General features: G+C 55.7%; 10 protein-coding genes. 6 read left to right on the plus strand and 4 right to left on the minus strand.

Going from position 1 to position 15,870, the window contains the following annotated elements; all coding sequences use genetic code 11:
• Positions 1-2: 2 nt before the first annotated feature.
• Positions 3-944, minus strand: a complete 942-nt coding sequence (locus ACZ1HF_RS11965) for an NAD(P)H-dependent glycerol-3-phosphate dehydrogenase (RefSeq protein WP_472657723.1) — start codon at positions 942-944, stop codon at positions 3-5.
• Positions 941-2,038: a tRNA (adenosine(37)-N6)-threonylcarbamoyltransferase complex transferase subunit TsaD gene (gene tsaD / locus ACZ1HF_RS11970; protein WP_472657724.1), complete on the minus strand. Its 1,098-nt coding sequence runs from the start codon at positions 2,036-2,038 to the stop codon at positions 941-943. Before tsaD ends, ACZ1HF_RS11965 begins: the two co-directional genes overlap by 4 nt.
• A 76-nt stretch (positions 2,039-2,114) precedes the next feature.
• Between tsaD and ACZ1HF_RS11975 the strand changes: the two genes are divergently transcribed.
• The 3 genes from ACZ1HF_RS11975 (at position 2,115) to ACZ1HF_RS11985 (ending at position 5,785) form a co-directional block, all read left to right on the plus strand.
• The gene (locus ACZ1HF_RS11975; protein ID WP_472657725.1) at positions 2,115-2,801 is read left to right on the plus strand and encodes a uroporphyrinogen-III synthase; all 687 of its coding nucleotides are present in this window, start codon (positions 2,115-2,117) and stop codon (positions 2,799-2,801) included.
• Between the two features lie 164 nt (positions 2,802-2,965).
• Positions 2,966-4,258 carry a COG4223 family protein gene (locus tag ACZ1HF_RS11980; RefSeq protein WP_472657726.1) on the plus strand — a complete coding sequence of 431 codons (1,293 nt, stop codon included), beginning with the start codon at positions 2,966-2,968 and terminating at the stop codon, positions 4,256-4,258.
• Between the two features lie 9 nt (positions 4,259-4,267).
• A complete protein-coding gene (locus ACZ1HF_RS11985) occupies positions 4,268-5,785 on the plus strand; it encodes a heme biosynthesis HemY N-terminal domain-containing protein (protein ID WP_472657727.1) in 1,518 nt (505 codons plus the stop codon).
• 14 nt (positions 5,786-5,799) lie between these two features.
• Here the strand turns inward: ACZ1HF_RS11985 and ACZ1HF_RS11990 are convergent, their stop codons facing one another.
• The gene (locus tag ACZ1HF_RS11990) at positions 5,800-6,933 is read right to left on the minus strand and encodes a saccharopine dehydrogenase family protein (protein WP_472657728.1); all 1,134 of its coding nucleotides are present in this window, start codon (positions 6,931-6,933) and stop codon (positions 5,800-5,802) included.
• 1 nt (position 6,934) lies between these two features.
• On the minus strand, positions 6,935-7,990 hold the full coding sequence (locus tag ACZ1HF_RS11995) for a saccharopine dehydrogenase (protein WP_472657729.1): 1,056 nt from the start codon (positions 7,988-7,990) through the stop codon (positions 6,935-6,937).
• Between the two features lie 204 nt (positions 7,991-8,194).
• Between ACZ1HF_RS11995 and fdhF the strand changes: the two genes are divergently transcribed.
• The 3 genes from fdhF to ACZ1HF_RS12010 all read left to right on the plus strand — a co-directional run bounded on the left by fdhF (position 8,195) and on the right by ACZ1HF_RS12010 (position 15,865).
• Entirely contained in the window at positions 8,195-10,957 is a 2,763-nt protein-coding gene (gene fdhF, locus ACZ1HF_RS12000) for a formate dehydrogenase subunit alpha (protein WP_472657730.1), read from the plus strand.
• Positions 10,958-11,275: 318 nt separating this feature from the next.
• Entirely contained in the window at positions 11,276-12,250 is a 975-nt protein-coding gene (locus tag ACZ1HF_RS12005; RefSeq protein WP_472657731.1) for a LysR family transcriptional regulator, read from the plus strand.
• A 405-nt stretch (positions 12,251-12,655) separates the two neighbouring features.
• Positions 12,656-15,865: a beta strand repeat-containing protein gene (locus ACZ1HF_RS12010; protein WP_472657732.1), complete on the plus strand. Its 3,210-nt coding sequence runs from the start codon at positions 12,656-12,658 to the stop codon at positions 15,863-15,865.
• Positions 15,866-15,870 lie beyond the last annotated feature (5 nt).

The following is a 15,870-nucleotide window of genomic DNA, read 5'->3' on the forward strand; positions in this document are numbered from 1 at the left end:
GTTTATTCCTTTCTTAGGGGGCGGGTCATCAACTGATCCAGCGCAACTGGCAACGTGATAGCATCGTCTACCATGCCTGCAACAGCTTTGGCGATTGGCATATCAATCGACATTTGATCGGCAAGTTTAACAATCGCCTGAGAGGTCGCACGGCCTTCCGTTGTCATCTCGGGTGGAACGACATCCGTACCAAGCGCCAGACCAAAGCTGAAGTTGCGTGATTGGGTCGAGGTACAGGTCAACGCCAGATCGCCAAAGCCTGACAGCCCCGCAAGCGTTTCTGGTTTTGCTCCAAGGGCCAAAGCCATACGCTGCATCTCGGCATATCCGCGGGTCATCAGGGCCGCACGCGCGCTTTCGCCAAGACCCGCCCCAATACAAATGCCACAAGCAATGGCAATGACATTCTTCAAAGCCCCGCCAAGTTCGGCACCGATAGGGTCATCCGAAAGATAAAGGCGCATCGTTTCGGTCGACAGCTCATTTTGCAGGCTTTCCCCCAATGTGCTGTCGGTCGTCGCCAGTGTCAGCGCGGTGGGCAGGCCTTTGGACAGATCAGATGCAAAGCTGGGACCGGACAGAATAGCAGATGGGGTTTGCAGCATATCAGATATAATAGCTGTAGGTCCACGGCCGGTTTCCAGATCAATACCTTTGCAGCACGCAATGGCCGCTTTCGGGCGCAGCGCCTTGTCTGCCAGGTAGGCCGTCAAAACCTGCATGGGAACAGCAAGCAGCAGCAGATCATCTGGACCGACCGACAGAGTATCCGTCACCTCCAATGTGCGTGGAAGACCTACACCAGACAGTCGCGGGTTGATCCGAGACTTTGCCATTTTCTCAACTTCGCGCCCCACAAGCGTTACATCGCGCCCAGCGCGGTTGAGGGTAATCGCCAATGCAGTGCCAAAGGCCCCGGCCCCGGCCACAATGATTTTCGTCATGCTTTTGCACCTCTTTTGCCCGATCCCAGCATAGCGGGGGCAGTCATGTCCAGTGGCCATCTGGGACGCGCGGCCAAGGTCATGTCATCGATAAGGTTCAAGCGAAAGCGCTCTATGCCGACCCACGCGATCATCGCGGCATTGTCCGTACACAGAGCCAAGGGCGGTGCAATGAAGGACACATTTTCCGCCTGTGCCAGCCCGGTCAAGGCAGCACGGATGGTTTTATTCGCCGCAACGCCACCGGCCACCGCAATCGCCGGACGTGTCGGGGATTGGGCCATATATTGTGCCAAAGCACGGCGGGTTTTCTCAGTCAATACATCTGCAACAGCGACCTGAAAGCTGGCTGACAGGTCATTTTGGTCCTGCTGATATAATCCACCCTGAGCCGCAATTAGCTTGTCACGTTCGCGCAAAACGGCCGTTTTGAGGCCCGAGAAGGACATGTCGCAGCCTTCCCGGTCCAGTAAGGGACGCGGCAGCTTGAAGCGGGTCGCGTCGCCTGACAGGGCCGCCTGCTCGACATTGGGACCACCGGGTTGAGGCAAGGCCAGCAGCTTGGCAACCTTGTCAAACGCCTCACCAGGCGCATCATCGATGGTGCCGCCAAGACGCTGAAACTCGGTCGCGCTATGCGCGATCAGAAACTGGCAGTGTCCGCCCGAAACCAACAACATCAGGTAGGGAAACTCTAACTGATCCGTCAAGCGCGGTGTCAGCGCGTGACCTGCCAAGTGGTTCACACCAATCAGCGGCAACCCCGCCCCCGCCGCCAGTCCTTTGGCGCACATAACGCCGGACAGCACGCCACCAATCAGGCCCGGACCTGCTGTTACCGCAATGGCGTCAATGTCCTGCAACGTCACGCCTGCGACACGCAAGGCATCTTCGACCACATGGTCCAGCTTTTCTGCATGGGCGCGGGCGGCAATTTCGGGCACGACGCCGCCGAAATCGGCATGCAGGTCGATCTGACCGAATACCTGAGAGGACAGGATTTCCGCTGGCGCGCCCTCGTCATGGCGCACGACAGCGGCGGCAGTGTCGTCGCAGCTGCTCTCCAGTCCGAGAATGGTCAACCTTTTGTGCATCGGGCGTGCCTGTTGCTTAGCGCTGTATGCGCAGGTAACACCCAGACATGACCCAGACAATCCCGAGCCCGGTGCCATGAAGGTGCTTCTGATCCGCCCTGACATCCAGTCGCAACGGTTTGAGCGCCAGATCCACGAAGCCTTGGGGGATCAGGTGTCTTGTGTCATTTCGCCCATCCTGCGTATCAAAACGCTTGATGTGGCTATCGACCTTGAGGGCATAACAGCCCTGGCCTTCACGTCTGAGAATGGCGTGCGCAGTTTTGCAAAGCTCTGCCCCAGGCGCGACCTGACAGCCTATTGCGTTGGTGACAGAACCGCGAAAGCTGCAATGGAACACGGATTTCGGGCTGTATCTGCTGGGGGGGCTATTGATGATCTTGCTGACCTCTTGCAACGGGATGCCCCAAAAGGGCACTTTTTATATGCCAGAGGGATGCATGTCGCAGGCGATTTGACGCGACATTCCATAAATCTGCGCGAAGCAATCATCTATGATCAGGTGCCTGCGTCATTGAACCAAGGCGCAGTAACACTGTTATCGAGGCAAAATCCTGTGATCATCCCGCTTTTTTCGCCCCGCACGGCCCGGTTGTTTGAAGCACAAATCATCCCAGATATGACAGCCCCCCGGATTGCCGTTTGTCTCAGCCCGACCGTGCAGGCGGCGACATCCTCGTCGCTCTATTCGTCAACCTATGTCAGTGCTGCGCCCAATACGAACAGCATGTTGGCGGAAATATCGCAGCTCTTGAAGCGCTGACTTGCTTGAGGGCCAGTGGACCCTTGCGCTAAGATCGGGCATGAGACGGTAGCGGGAGCCGACTCACCCGCTATTCCACCCCAACGGAAGGAACAGGCAATTTGGCCACGTCACGGAAAAAGCCATCTGGATCAAAATCTAAGGCTAAGGCTGAGAAAGAAGATGTGACCGATCCCAAAAGTGGTGAAGCCGAAACCACTGACGAGCGTGATGTTCTTCTATTGGTCAATGAAGATACGCCAGATGACACCGAAGATCAGCCCGATATTGATGATCCCGAGAAGACTCTGGACGTTGACGAAGAAGAGACTTCAACCGAAATTGCTGAGCTGGAAGAATTTGATGCGGCCGATTATCAGGCGACTGATACGGCGCAAGATGAATATTACGAGAATGAGCATGAAGAAGATGCGGCTGATCAGGGTGATGATCTGAATGAAACGCATAGCGATATAGACGAACAAGACCCAATTGAAGAAGAAGCACCCGAACCCGAGCCCCCCATTGCCAGCCCGGCGCCCCCTGCTCAGACGAAATCCAGCGGGTTTCTTGGCACGGTGCTTGGTGGGGTTTTGGCAGCAACAATCGGCTTTGGCTTAGCCTTGTTTGTTTTGCCGGACGGCTGGCGCAACAGCAGCACTGACACAGAGATCAGCAAAGAGGTCAAACAACAGCTTGCGGATCAATCTGCCCGTATTACAACCCTTGAATCCGAGTTGGCGCAAGCCAGTCAAGACCGCGCTGCGGCCACAACCGAGATCGAAGCACTTACCCAAAAAGTAACAGAGCTTTCGGAAACGCCTCCCGTCACGGCTGCCGCACCGGACGCTGACCTGCAGGCATTACTGGATGCTCAACGACAAGAGCTGGAAACACTGCAAGCGGATATCGATAAGGTTGCGAGTTTCGCGCAAGAACAGATTGATCTGGCCAAAACACAACAGGAAACTGCAGCGGAAGCAGCTGCCAAGGCATCGGCGCGTGGTGCCTTGAATGCCGTGAGCGCCGCATTGGAAACAGGCAAGCCGTTTGAAGAACCGCTCAGCGAAGTTGCAGGTGCCATCGACGTCCCCGCTGTACTGTCAGATCAGGCTGCATCGGGTGTTCCCAGCCTGTCCCGCCTGCAAGGCGAATTCCCTGATTTAGCACGAGACGCTCTATCAGCGTCTCTACGGGAAACTGCCGGGGATGGAACTGCTGATCGCTTTAAACTGTTCTTGCAGGATCAATTAGGCGCACGCTCTCTTGAGCCCCGCGAAGGTGACGATCCGGACGCGGTTTTATCGCGGGCCGAGGCGGCAGTGCGGCAAGGCGATTTGTCCACCGCGCTGACGACATTAGGTGCTTTGCCAGACGCAGGTAAGGCCAAGCTGGAAGCCTGGCGCGATCAAGCGCAAGGGCGTCAGGATGCCTTGGCCGCATTCGAAACTATATCAAATGCGTTGAGCGCGAATTAAGGACATTACATGCTTTGGTCTTTGGTCAAGATACTGATTTTTGTTGCGGTGATTGTCGCATTGGCCTTTGGGCTTGGCTATCTGCTGGAAACAAGTGGCGGGGTGCGCATATCGGTCGCCAATACTGAATTCACGCTTAGCCCGCTTGTTACGATTGTCGGCCTTGCAGTGCTGCTTTTCGGGTTCTGGCTGACCCTGAAAATCCTGAACTTTCTATTTGCAGTGTTTCATTTCCTCAACGGGGACGAAACTGCTGTGTCGCGCTATTTTGACCGCAATCGTGAGCGCAAAGGGTTTGAGGCATTGGCCGATGGCCTGATGGCGCTGGCGTCAGGTGAAGGGCGTACTGCCATGTCCAAGGCGGCGAAAGCCGAGAAATACCTCAAACGGCCAGAGCTGACCAACCTGATCACCGCTCAGGCAGCTGAAATTGCAGGTGATGGGAAGAAGGCACAGGAAGTCTATAAACGGCTTTTGCAGGACGACCGAACGCGTTTTGTTGGTGTGCGCGGCATCATGAAGCAAAAGCTGGCCGAGGGCGATACAGATGTCGCCTTGAAGCTGGCCGAGAAAGCCTTTGCCCTGAAGCCACGTCACGAGGAAACGCAGGACGTGCTGCTGCGATTACAGGCAGATAAGTCGGATTGGGTCGGAGCCCGCAAAACGCTGAACGCCAAGCTGAAGCACGGGGCCTTGCCACGCGATGTCCATCGCAGACGCGATGCGGTTCTTGCCTTGTCCGAGGCGAAAGACATTCTTGCCGATGGCAAAACCATCGAAGCCCGCGAAACCGCGATTGAAGCAAACCGTTTGTCGCCTGATCTTGTACCGGCTGCCGTGATGGCAGCCCGCACCTATATCGAGCAGAAGAAAGACCGCTATGCCACGCGTGTTATAAAGAAAGCTTGGGAGGTCTCTCCGCATCCTGACCTTGCTGCTGCTTTCGCGGAAATTGTTCCGGATGAAAACGCCACAGCCCGGATCAAGCGCTTTACTCTGCTGACGAAACTGGCCCCTGACCACCCAGAGACAAAAATGCTTCTGGCTGAGCTGAACATTGCGGCCGAAGACTTCCCTGAAGCACGGCGTTCTTTGGGTGATTTGGTTGAGACAACACCCACAGCACGGTCAATGACAATTATGGCTGCAATTGAACGCGGGGAGGGCTCTGACGATGCCGTTGTGCGCGGCTGGCTGGCCAAGGCACTGACCGCCTCACGCGGGCCGCAATGGGTATGTGACAATTGCCAGCATATCCAGTCCGCTTGGGCACCAGTTTGTGAAAACTGCACCAGCTTCGACACGCTTAGCTGGCGTGAGCCACCCCAAAGTGAGCCCGCCCTGCCCTCTGGCACCGAGATGCTGCCACTTATTGTCGGCGCGGTGGAAGACAAGACAGCAACTGTTACCGAGATGGCGGAAGAAGTTGAAGAGGTCGCAGACCCTACGGATTCCGAGCAAACCAAAGAGGACGACGTCATCGACGACGTTGTTGTGATCCACCCGGATTCAGATATCGAAAGATAGCGCCTGGCACCAACCTAATGCATATGGTCCACGATCTCGACATCCTGGGCAAGCCTGTTCATGTCGTCCAGCCAGCGGGTCACGAGCTTTGGATCATAAGTCGCAGCGCTCACCCCAGCCGGGAACTCACGTGCCAGCATAGCTTTCACGGCCAGAGCGACTGTGCCGGAAACAAGCCGCGCCATAGCGCTACCGCGGACGTCGCCCCAAGCGTCCATCATGTATGTCTTGTTATAGACAGGATGGCCTTCGCTTTCCGCTTTAAAGTTGACGCACATAACCACGCGATCAGCTTCACCTTCCTCATAGGCGTATTTGGCCCATAGCTCATCTGACAGCTCTTTCAGGCGCGCCTCACTTATTTCACCCTCAAGCTCTTCAAAGGTATCTGCCCATGCGTCTTTCCACCCATTGAGCCTGAGCGTCCCACGCACAAATTCCTTCACGCGCCAATGTTCACCAAAACGGTATTCCTTGATGAACGGGATTGCATCCCGGTTGGGATAGACCTCAAATTCTTCAGGCTGCGGCAAGGGGGCCGTGTAGGTCCGGGTTGCCTGCCATGGAAGCTTCATATTCAGCTCGGAAAACGCCTGTATCGACCGTGACGGAGTGCGCAAGGCTTTTAGAACCCCCAGCGGCGACCAACTGAATTTATACCGAAACGCATTGGGGGTCTTCGGGATGCCACCGCAATAGGACGTAAACGAGATCGCATTATCCGCAGCATAGGCTGCGGAGGCCCGGTAATCAGCCACCAGCCAGTGGGCCATCAGATGGTCAATGCCAGGATCTAGCCCAACCTCATTGATCAGCCGGACACCGGCCAGTTCGGCCTCTTGGTCCAGCGACCGCATTTCGGGCGAGATATAGCTGGAACTGATGAAATGCGCTCTCTTCTCGATACACAGCTTTGCAAGCGGGACGTGAAACTCGCCCGGCAGCATGGACACAACAATGTTGTTGGGGGCAAGCGCTTTGGCCAGTACGTCCATATCAAGCGGCATGATCCGGTCGGTCAGATCACCTACTGCCGCTTCGGCTTTTTCAACGGTCCGGTTCCAGACCGTAACATCCTGACCGGCCTCGATAAGCTCTCGCAATCCGGGGATCGCCGACAGGCCAGTGCCGCACCAGTGAATTGTCATCTTAAACCCTCTCGATATGCTGCTCGAACGTTGCTTTTGCCCGCTCCCAAACGCCTTGGTCAAGCCTGTCGAGTTGAAGCAGAGATGGCAAGAGTTGTGCCGCAAAATCCTCGGAAGATTCCGTTGGCAAAAGAGATGGCAGGTTATCGATGGCCATCACGTCAAGCGGCGGTGTCTCATGCACGCGTAGCGCAGGCGCATCCCAGCTTGTCACGCGATCATAAACTTTGATGGGGGAAAAATCGCTTTCGGGATCACAGGCAATATCACCAATGACAGACAACCTGCGCATGGCCGTCTTGGCAGCAACCAGAACGAAAACCGGCGTACCAGGCCGCGCAAGAATGCAGTTGAGAAAGATATCATGGGTCAGAATTTCAGGGAACGGTCCGCCATGGGCGGTCTCGGCCATATCCCATTTCGTCGTAGCGACACCCATTGCCTGGCATAAATCCGCAGCCCCTGTGCCGACCCGGCCCAGCGCGCCGATGATCAAGGCGGTCGGGCGTTGCGTACCAATCCGCACAAGCTGTTCTTGCAGATCGGCCAGCATATGAGAGGATGACGCGCAAGTCCCAACCGGTCCGGCAAGGTCGCCTTTCTGTTGTGCGATCCAGCATTTCAACGCAACAGCGGCACCTGCATAACCTGCCCAATAGCCAAAAGCCGCCACGCGTTGGCCTGCCTCATCCACCAGATATTCAAGATCCAAAAGCGTGCCACCCCCGGCTTTGAACCGTTTCAAAAGCACTTGCCCGGATGGCTGTCCCTTATAAGCATGACCGAACATGATGTGGCGGTGTTTTAAAGACCTGCCATCGTCTGGCAGTTCTTTCAGACCGAAAATGATGGTACCATCCGGCGCGTCAGGCCAGGTATTCTCGGGCACGATTTCACAACCTGCTTCGGCATAGCCATCAATAGGAATGGCACGGGATGTGCTTCGTTCAACAGTGACGTTTACGCCGGCATCTATCAGCGCTTTTGCCCCTTCAGGGGTAAGCCCGACCCGCTGTTCATGGTCACGTTGTTCGGCCCGAACCCAGAGATGTGTCATACCATAGTCCTCTTGCTTTCGGGTTTATGTGAAATCACCATATGTCACAACTGCTTGGCCGCTGCGCGTATATTTTGACCGGGATCAGGACCAATTGGTGCCGATGGGAAACAGTGCTGACGCGAATCCGGGCAAAGATGTCGCGGCTGGGCCTCGTTCAAGATGTTGCGCATGGTCTATTCTGCCTCAAAGGGAGACACAGATATGTCTGATACAGTCCGGTTTGAGCTTGATGGCGACGAGGTCGAAGCCTCTGCCGGGGAAACGATCTGGGAAGTTGCCAAAAGACTTGGCACGACCATTCCTCATCTGTGCCACAAGGATGCGACGGGATACCGATCAGACGGCAATTGCCGTGCCTGCATGGTTTCTATTGAGGGTGAACGCGTGCTTGCTGCGTCCTGCATTCGGGAACCATCAGAGGGCATGAAGGTCACATCCCAAGGCACACGCGAAGTGACGGCGCGCAAAATGGTGATGGAGATGCTTGTCGCGGACCAGCCCGACCGTGACGCGGCTCATGACAAGTCGTCCCACCTATGGAACATGGCCGAAGCGCAAGGCGTGACAGAGAGCCGTCTGCCCACCCTAGAGATGGAGCGTGTGCCGCTTCTGGACAATTCCCATGTTGCGATGTCGGTCAATCTGGATGCCTGCATCCAATGCGGCCTATGCGTGCGGGCCTGTCGTGAGGTGCAGGTCAATGATGTGATCGGCATGGCAGGCCGGGGGCATGATGCTTATCCGGTATTTGATATCGATGACCCGATGGGTGCGTCCTCTTGTGTGGCATGCGGTGAATGTGTGCAGGCCTGCCCCACGGGCGCTTTGATGCCAGCAACCGCAGTGAATGAAGCGCAGGTCGGCGATCTAAAGGCCTATGATCGCGAAGTGGAAAGCGTATGCCCCTATTGTGGTGTAGGGTGCCAGCTGTCGTTCAAAATCAAAGACGACAAGATCGCCTGGGTGGACGGGATTGAAGGCCCGGCCAACGAAAGCCGTCTTTGCGTCAAGGGACGGTTCGGGTTTGACTATATTGATCACAAGCACCGCTTGACCAAACCGCTGATCCGCCGCAAAGATGCACCCGCTAAGGGCCTGAATGTAGACCCGGGCAATCTGTCGACCCATTTCCGTGAGGCGTCATGGGACGAAGCGCTGGATTTCGCCGCCGCTGGTCTGAAGGATCGCGGGCGCGAAATTGCCGGTTTTGGGTCTGCCAAATGTTCCAACGAAGAGGCATATCTGTTCCAAAAGCTGATCCGTCAGGGGTTTGGGCATAACAACGTGGACCACTGCACACGGCTGTGCCATGCGTCATCTGTTGCGGCGCTGATGGAAAATGTTGGCTCAGGCGCCGTGACGGCGACATTTAACGAGATCGAAAACGCGGATGTGGCGATTGTGATTGGGGCAAACCCGACCGAGAACCACCCGGTTGCTGCCACCTATTTCAAACAATTTGCCAAGCGTGGCGGCAAACTGATCGTGATGGACCCGCGCGGGCAAGGCCTGAAACGCCACGCGAAACATATGCTGCAATTCCGCCCCGGCGCCGATGTTTCGATGCTTAACGCGATCATGAATGTGATCGTCGAAGAAGAGCTTTACGACCGTCAATACATCGAAGGCTATACCGAGAATTGGGACGCGATGAAGGCGCATCTGGCCGATTTCACACCCGAGAAAATGGCCGAGATATGCGGGATTGAGGCAGATACCTTGCGGGCCGTCGCCCGCGACTTCGCCACAGCAAAGGCCGGGATGATCTTCTGGGGCATGGGTGTGTCGCAGCATATCCATGGAACGGATAATTCGCGCTGCCTGATCTCTTTGGCATTGATGTGTGGCCATGTCGGGCGTCCCGGCGCGGGGCTGCATCCATTGCGCGGTCAAAACAATGTGCAAGGGGCCAGTGACGCTGGGCTGATCCCGATGTTTCTACCGGATTACCAAAGCGTCATGGACGATGGCGTTCGCTCAGCCTTTACGGATGTTTGGCAGACGGGCGATTTCAGCGCCGAAAAGGGCCTGACTGTTGTTGAAATCATGGATGCAATCCATGCGGGCGACATTAAGGGCATGTATATTCTAGGCGAAAACCCCGCCATGTCGGACCCTGACGTGGATCATGCACGGGCCGCTCTGGCGAAACTGGATCATCTTGTGGTGCAGGATATTTTTCTGACGGAAACCGCAAATTACGCTGATGTAATCCTGCCCGCAAGCGCATGGGCCGAAAAGACGGGAACCGTCACCAATACCAACAGACAGGTACAAATGGGCCGCCCAGCAGTGCCGCCGCCCGGTGAAGCACGCGAAGATTGGTGGATCGAGACGGAACTGGCAAAGCGGCTTGGCCTTGGTTGGACCTACACGCATCCGCGCGAGGTATTTGCCGAAATGAAGATGAACATGAACTCGCTCGACAACATTACCTGGGACCGTCTGGAAAAAGGGGCTGTTACCTATCCATCACTCACGCCTGACGATCCCGGCCAACCTATTGTGTTCGGCGATGGCTTCCCCCGCCCCGAAGGCCGCGCACGCTTCACACCCGCCAATGTGATCGCCCCTGATGAAAGCCCGGATGACGAATATCCTTTCATCCTGATCACTGGCAGGCAGTTGGAGCATTGGCACACAGGCTCTATGACCCGCCGGGCTACGGTGCTGGATGGGCTTGAACCGGAAGCGAATTGCTCACTTCACCCGCGTACCTTGCGCAAAATGGGGGTTGAACCCGGTGGCCTAATCCGCCTTACAACCCGGCGCGGGACAGTGACAGTCATGGCCCGCGCGGATCGCGCCGTGTCAGAGGACAACGTGTTTCTGCCATTTGCTTATGTGGAGGCAGCGGCAAATATCCTGACAAATTCCGCGCTGGACCCCTACGGCAAAATCCCGGAGTTCAAATTCTCTGCAGTGCGGGTCGAGAAAGTAGAAGATAGCATCGCTGCGGAGTAGTTGGGATATGTGCGAAGTTGTTGAACGTCAGATAACTTTGACCTTCACGTCACGACATTGACCCACATTTGAGAAAAGCAGCAAAGCTGCCCTTCGTCCAAACTGCGGCAATCGGATAACACCACCAGCTTTGCAAAAGCGGCTTTCCAATAGACTGGCGGGATATACACAGCGCATCACAAAGAGGCGATAAACGTGGAATTCTGTTGATTCAGTGCCGTTCGACAGGCTTCTTTCCCGAATACCCGTGCCTCTACAGAGGATGTGATTGGCAGGGCAACGTCAGCAACGGAACAACAAAATGGGTTGGTGTCGCGAATGAATTTGAGAGACCTGCAATATGTCATCGCGGTTGCGGAGCATCAGAATTTCACACGTGCAGCTGAGGCTGCATCTGTTAGCCAGCCAGCCCTCTCCAACCAAATCAAGAAACTCGAAGCCGAGTTGGGTGTTTCCATCTTTCAACGCGACAGGGATGGCGTACATCTAACAGCTTTCGGCCAGGATATTCTTCAGAACGCGAAGCTGGTTATCGAAACCGTTGACCATATCGGCGACATCGCCCGCAAATATCGGACAAGTGAGAATTTACCACTGCGACTGGGTATGACACCTACTTTGGCGGCCTACCTTTTTCGCTACTTCAAGAACTTGTTCAGTCAAATTGCGGCAGACCGCAAAATAGTCGTCGTGGAGGATTACCCCGTAGCCTTAGCTAAGATGGTTGAGGATCGGACCGTCGATATGACATTCATTGCCCAAAAGAGCTTCGACCAGATATTTGAAGGCTCAGAACGTCCAATGGACTTTCTGTCGCTTTGGTTCGAACCTCTTTATCTCAGTGTGCGTACCGGCCACCCGTTGGCGTCCAGCAAAAGCATCTGGGCTCATCAAGTGCCCGCAAAGCAACTTATTCGTTTCGATATTTCGTTTGGGTATGATCTCGAACAGGATTTGCCGTCCTCTTCATCCGCCGCAGCCGAATCCACTGGCATCGACGTGAAAACAGCCCGCTTTGAGACCGTCTGTCGCCATGTTGCACAAAGCGATGCTTGCACAATAGTCAATGCTATTGCCGCCGAGCAATTCAGACGTGACGGGTTCGGCCTTACCTTCATTCCATTTGATGACGAAGGGAACATGCGCGAATTAGGTGTATTGACCCGCCCTCAATTTCCGCATCCGGAAATCATATCCGCCTTGCACAATGCTGTAAGTCAGAATCCTCCCGGAGGGACCGTCGCGACCTGTAATAAAGATATGGTCGGATTACGCGCCCCCTGTGCCACATAGCCTGACTTCTACCGGCAACTTAATACCCGTATTTACAGCCCTGTCGCCGCCTTTCTGCTTTGCGGAGGCCATACTGCTTTGCAGCTAAACCGAATCCTCTCTTTCTGTTCTCCTGCATTTCCGAGCGGAAGTATGAACGGTTATCATATTTTCGATCAAGCACGGTGACTTTGATGTGATGAGCCGTAAGCGAATAAGATCTCTGCATGTATGGTGGTCACTTAAGTAACTGAAAATTATCTATAATATTTATGCCTAAATCACGAAATCCGTGAGTATTTGCGATACCTATAGCCGCCATTCGCAGCAAGAATTTCTAAACCAACGGTCAATGCGTCTTTGTGTGTTCAGCGTCCCCAACCTCCCTCGGGGTCCGCCTCACACAACCAAAGAATGGAGCTACCCATGCTGACCGAAATCCTTTCAACCTTGCGTGCCAGACTGCTGACGTCTTCGTCACTGGCCCAAGAGACCGTCCGAGATGGACAAACACTGACCAACAGCTTTTTCCAAAGCACATTGGTCGACAACACCCCGGCGTTTTTGTTGGACAATAACTTTGCCCGCTTCCTGAACTTCGGCGAAGTTGAAACAAACAACGCTGCTGCCGCCGTGCAGGTAACAGGCGAAGACGCACAGATCTTTAACTTCCGCTCCGGTTTGATCGAAGCCAATTCCGACACCGACGTGCTGGCAACAGGCGTTCAGGTGACCGGTAGCGCCGACATCCGCAACTTTGGCGAGATCGCGGGCGAGTATAACGGTGTGCAATTTGCCGGGCCGAATAGCTCGGGCACGCTCGACAACTTCCGCGGTGGTGTCATCTCGTCAGACAGCCGTGCGGTTGATATCCAAGGTGAAGGCATTAGCGTCCGCAACTTTGGCAACATCGTAGGAACAGGCGACCAACGCAACGGCACAATCTACAGCGATGCTGCTGCTGAGGATGTTTCGATCTCGAACTTCGCAGGCGCGATTATCGATTCCGGCGAAGGTAACTCAGGCGCTGGTATCTCTTTGCAGGTTGGTGATGAAGTTGGCGACCGCGTGTCCAACACCATCTTCAACGGTGCAGGCGCAACCATTCAAGGTCGTGGCCAAGCTGCTGCGAACACGCCTGGCGCTGGCGACGGTATCCGCATCAACAACGGCGCTGAAGGCACGATCTCTGAAACGGATATCGTTAACAGCGGTCTGGTCACATCAGACAGCAACCAAGGCACAGCTGGCGGTATCCGCGTGGCCGACGGCGTTGGTGCTGAAGGCCGTATCCTTAATACCTCGACCGGGACAATCGAAGGCGCACGTAACGGCCTCTACATTGGCAATGCCGAGCATGATCTGGACATCCTGAACTTCGGCACAATCCAATCGGGTAGCCGCGCCGTCAATATTGACGGCTCTGGTGTTGATCTCGTCAATGGTGGCGATATTCTCGGCACGGGCGATCAGCGCAACGGCACTGTCTATTCCGACGACACGGCCACTGACTTCTCGATCAACAACCTCGCAAACGGCACAATCGACGCGGGCGAGCACAATGAAGGCTCAGGTGTCACATTGTCACTTGCCGAAGACGGCAATGGCGAGGTCGCGCTGACCAACGCTGGCACGATCGCAGGTCGCGGTCAGGCATCCCCTGCTGGTGGCACGGCTGGTGACGGCATCCGTCTCGAAGGCGTGCGTCTGCCAGAAGGCGGCTTTGCACCAGGCCAATTCGACGGCACGATCACGAACTCCGGCACTGTCACCTCCGATAGCGCAGTTGGCCCAACAGGTGCATTCCGCGCAGTGAACGGTGTCAACTTCCAAGGTGAGCTGGTCAACGAAGAAGGCGGCGTCTTTGCCGGCGTCAACAACGGTGTCTATTTTGGCACGGGCGATCACACGGGCGGCTCTTTCGTAAACCGTGGTGTTGTGTCTTCCGACAGCCGCGCGCTGAACATCGACGGTGAAGGCCTTGAAGTCCTGAACGAAGGCGAGATCCTGGGAACGGGCAACCAGCGCAACGGCACCGTCTACGCGGACGCAACTGCAGATAACTACACTTTCACAAACAGAGGTCTGGTTGATGCAGGCGAGGGCAACAATGGCTCTGGCGTATCGCTTCAAACGGGTGATGTTGTCGGTGACGTTGTCTCGGCTGCAGTCTTTAACGAAGGCACCATCCAAGGTCGTGGCGATGCCGCAGAAGGTAATCAGATCGGTGACGGTCTGCGTCTTTACAGCGGGTCGGAAGATAACAGCTTCGCTGGTCTGGTGCAAAACGACGGCCTGATCGCCGGGTCCGAGGACAGCGACGCCGCAGCGGGTATTCGCGTTGACAGCGGTCTGAATGTCCTGGGTGCGATCATCAACGAAGGTGAAATCCGCGGGACCGTCAATGCAATCGACGCAACTGACGCAGGCTCCGTGACTTTCGTGAACGATGACGAAGGTGTCGTGAACGGCAACGTGTTGCTGAGTGCCGGAGACGACGTTGTTGTCGACCTTGGCCAGATCAATGGTGTCGTCGACGGTGGCGCAGGCGATGACGTTCTGATCACTGGTCAAGGCGACAACGTGATTGTCGGTGGTATTGGCAATGACTTCATCGAGGGTGGCGAAGGGTTCGATACAGCCGACTTCTCTGACCTTGATGTTGCGGTCAACGTCAACCTTGGACCAAATGGAAACGGAACGGCGACACGCGACACGGGCTTCACCGTTCGTGTTGAAAACCAACTCGTCAATGCCCCGGCTCAATTCGGCTCCAACATCCAAGACGGTGCTCAATTCGTCGAGCAAGCAGTTGCCGGGAACCTGTATTTCAATATCCACACGTCAGACTTCGTGGGTGGCGAAATACGCGGTCAATTGCTGGTCGACAGCGACGTGACCGAAGCTGGTATTCGTACCGTCACCCTGTCGGGTGGTTTGGATGCCGCACAGGAGCCGGGCCCGCTGTCTGACAGCGAAGCCACAGGCGAGGGCTCTGTCGTGATTACGCAGAACCTGGAAACAGGCGAAGTGAGCTACTCCAGCGAACTAAGCGTGGTTGGTCTGAATGAGGCTGATCTGCAAACCCCGATCCCGGGTGTTGTCTCGGCCATCCACCTGCACAATGCGCCTGCAGGTGCAAACGGCCCTGTTGTTCAGGACACGCTGGTTGATGCTGGTGCGACACTTGACGCAAGCCCTGATGCCACAGGCACCGGCGTTCTGGGTCTCGACGTGATCGAAAACCAGATCGAAACCGATGTTCTCAGCTCGATCGAGAACGTCATCGGCTCTGACGATGGTGACGTGATTATCGGCTCTGATCTGGACAACACACTAAGCGGTGGTGCTGGCGACGACTTGCTGAATGGTGAGGGCGGCGATGACACCCTCGACGGTGGCCAAGGCGCGGACGTATTTGTCTTCACTGCGGGCGACATCGGTGCCGATGTCATCACCAACTTTGAAGTCGGTGTGGACCGTCTGCAACTCAACGACTTCGGTTCTGACTTTGATCTGTCCTCCGCGCTCACGCAAGACGGCGCTGATGCGGTGCTGTCTTTCTCCTCCGACGCCTCCGTGCGCTTCGAAGGTGTCGATAGCACGCTGCTGACCGAAGACGACTTCCTCGTTTGATCCAA

Source organism: Litoreibacter sp. GN1-5, from assembly GCF_055693805.1.

Excerpts from the sequence above, each read along its gene's own strand:
- ACZ1HF_RS11965 (WP_472657723.1), bottom strand. The coding sequence starts at position 944 with ATGACGAAAATCATTGTGGCCGGGGCCGGGGCCTTTGGCACTGCATTG.
- tsaD (WP_472657724.1), bottom strand. The coding sequence starts at position 2,038 with ATGCACAAAAGGTTGACCATTCTCGGACTGGAGAGCAGCTGCGACGAC.
- ACZ1HF_RS11975 (WP_472657725.1), top strand. The coding sequence starts at position 2,115 with ATGAAGGTGCTTCTGATCCGCCCTGACATCCAGTCGCAACGGTTTGAG.
- ACZ1HF_RS11985 (WP_472657727.1), top strand. The coding sequence starts at position 4,268 with ATGCTTTGGTCTTTGGTCAAGATACTGATTTTTGTTGCGGTGATTGTC.
- ACZ1HF_RS11990 (WP_472657728.1), bottom strand. The coding sequence starts at position 6,933 with ATGACAATTCACTGGTGCGGCACTGGCCTGTCGGCGATCCCCGGATTG.
- ACZ1HF_RS11995 (WP_472657729.1), bottom strand. The coding sequence starts at position 7,990 with ATGACACATCTCTGGGTTCGGGCCGAACAACGTGACCATGAACAGCGG.
- fdhF (WP_472657730.1), top strand. The coding sequence starts at position 8,195 with ATGTCTGATACAGTCCGGTTTGAGCTTGATGGCGACGAGGTCGAAGCC.
- ACZ1HF_RS12005 (WP_472657731.1), top strand. The coding sequence starts at position 11,276 with ATGAATTTGAGAGACCTGCAATATGTCATCGCGGTTGCGGAGCATCAG.
- ACZ1HF_RS12010 (WP_472657732.1), top strand. The coding sequence starts at position 12,656 with ATGCTGACCGAAATCCTTTCAACCTTGCGTGCCAGACTGCTGACGTCT.